The organism is Dietzia sp. B19 (assembly GCF_014145155.1).
Lineage (GTDB): Bacteria > Actinomycetota > Actinomycetes > Mycobacteriales > Mycobacteriaceae > Dietzia > Dietzia natronolimnaea.
On sequence record NZ_JAALED010000219.1, the window covers coordinates 1 to 2217 of the forward strand.

At 70.0% G+C, this 2217-nt stretch carries 1 protein-coding gene; it reads right to left on the minus strand.

What is annotated here, in order from left to right; genetic code table 11:
- Window positions 1-26: 26 nt before the first annotated feature.
- The gene (gene glgB, locus G6020_RS07335) at window positions 27-2192 is read right to left on the minus strand and encodes a 1,4-alpha-glucan branching protein GlgB (RefSeq protein ID WP_182610173.1); all 2166 of its coding nucleotides are present in this window, start codon (window positions 2190-2192) and stop codon (window positions 27-29) included.
- Window positions 2193-2217 lie beyond the last annotated feature (25 nt).

The window sequence follows — 2217 nt, forward strand, 5'->3', positions numbered from 1 at the left end:
GCCCGCAGTCGGCGTGTCGCCCGCCGTCAGCGCGTGTGCCGCAACCACACCGCGGCGCGGGGGCCGACGGTGATGCCCGCGGAATGGGTGCGGCCGTGGTGGTGCCGCTCCTCCGCGTGGACCCCGCCCAGGTTGCCGGTTCCCGACCCCTCGTAGGCCTCGGCGTCGGTGTTGAGGATCTCCTCCCAGTACCCGGCCTCGGGCAGACCGATCCGGTAGTCGTCCAGGGTGCGGCCCGAGAAGTTCACCACGCAGGCGATCGTGTTGCCCGCGTGATCGGTACGCAGGAACGACAGCGCGTTGTGCTCCGAGTCGTTGGCGTCGATCCACGAGAACCCCGACGGGTCGTCGTCGAGCGTCCACAGCCCGGGGTTCTCCGCGTAGCGTGCGTTCATGTCCCGGACCGAGGCGAGGATGCCGCGGTGGTACTCGCCCTCCCAGCCCTCGAGGTTCTCCCAGGTGACGCCCAGTTCGTCGTTCCACTCGCCGACCTGACCGAACTCCATCCCTTGGAAGATGAGCTTCTTCCCGGGGTGCGCCCACATGTAGGCGTAGAGCCCGCGCAACCCGGCCGCGCGGTCCCACGAGGACCCCGGCATGCGCTGCCACATCGATCCCTTGCCGTGGACCACCTCGTCGTGGCTGAGCGGGAGGACGAACCGCTCGCTCCAGGCGTACATCAGGGAGAAGGTGACCTCGCCGTGGTGGTGTCCCCGGTAGACGGGGTCGAGGCCCACATAGCGCAGCGTGTCGTTCATCCACCCCATGTTCCACTTCATGGAGAACCCGAGACCGCCGGTGTCCGTGGGTGCGGTGACGCCGCCCCAGGAGGTCGACTCCTCGGCGATCATGAGGAATCCGGGGTGCTCCCGGCGCACGGTGGCGTTGACCTCCTGCAGGAACGAGATGGCCTCGAGGTTCTCTCTACCGCCGTAGCGGTTGGGGGTCCACTCGCCCTCGTTCCGCGAGTAGTCCAGGTAGAGCATCGAGGCGACGGCGTCCACGCGCAGGCCGTCGACGTGGAACTCCTCCGCCCAGTACAGGGCGTTGGCCACCAGGAAGTTGCGGACCTCGTGACGACCGAAGTCGAACACGTAGGTGCCCCAGTCGGGCTGCTCACCGCGACGGGGGTCCGCGTGCTCGTACAGCGGGGTCCCGTCGAAGCGGCCGAGGGACCACTCGTCCTTGGGGAAGTGCGCGGGCACCCAGTCCACCAGCACGCCGATGCCGCGCGAGTGCAGGTGGTCGACCACATAGCGCAGGTCGTCCGGGGTGCCGAAACGACTGGTGGGGGCGTAGTAGGAGGACACCTGGTAGCCCCATGACCCGCCGAAGGGATGCTCGGCGACGGGCATCAGCTCGACATGGGTGAAGCCGGTCTCGGTCACGTGGTCGCCCAACTGGTGGGCGAACTCGCGGTAGCCGAGTCCCGGTCTCCAGGAGCCCACGTGGACCTCGAGGACCGTCATCGGGGAGCGCGAGTGGTCGCGCGTCGCCCGGCCGGCGACCCACTCGTCGTCGTTCCACTCGTGGCCGGACGTGAACACCCTGGATCCGGTGGCGGGGGGCACCTCGGTGGCCACCGCGAGCGGATCGGCGTGGTCGACGGTCCGGCCGTCGGCGCCGCGGACGCAGTACTTGTAGACGGCGTCGTCGATCACGTCAGGTACGAACAGTTCCCACACTCCCGAGGCGCCGATCGCACGCATGGGCAGGGCGATCGGGTTCCACCCGCAGAAGTCGCCCACCACGCTGATGCCCCGGGCGTTCGGGGCCCAGACGGCGAAGGACGTCCCGGTGAGGGGCCCCCCGGGGGTGTCGTACGTGCGGACGTGCGCACCGAGGACGGTCCACAGCCGCTCGTGCCGGCCCTCGTTGATCAGGTGGAGATCCATCTCGCCGAGAGTGGGCAGGAAGCGGTACCCGTCGGCCACGATCCGCGTGTGCCCGTCCGGGTAGGTCACCCGGAACCGGTAGTCGGGGACGTCCCGCTCGGGCAACCCCGCCCCGAACATGCCGTCGCCGAGCGGTTCCATGGGCACCGTGCGCGTCCCCAGCACGATCTCCACCGAGGTGGCACCGGGCTGCATGGTCCGCACGACCGAGCCGGACCCGGTCGGGTGGGCGCCGTAGACCGAGTGCGGGTCGCGGTGGGTGCCGGAGCGGAGGGCGTCGAGCTCCTCGCGGGGGATCCCGCCCGACGGCGCGTCGGGGGCT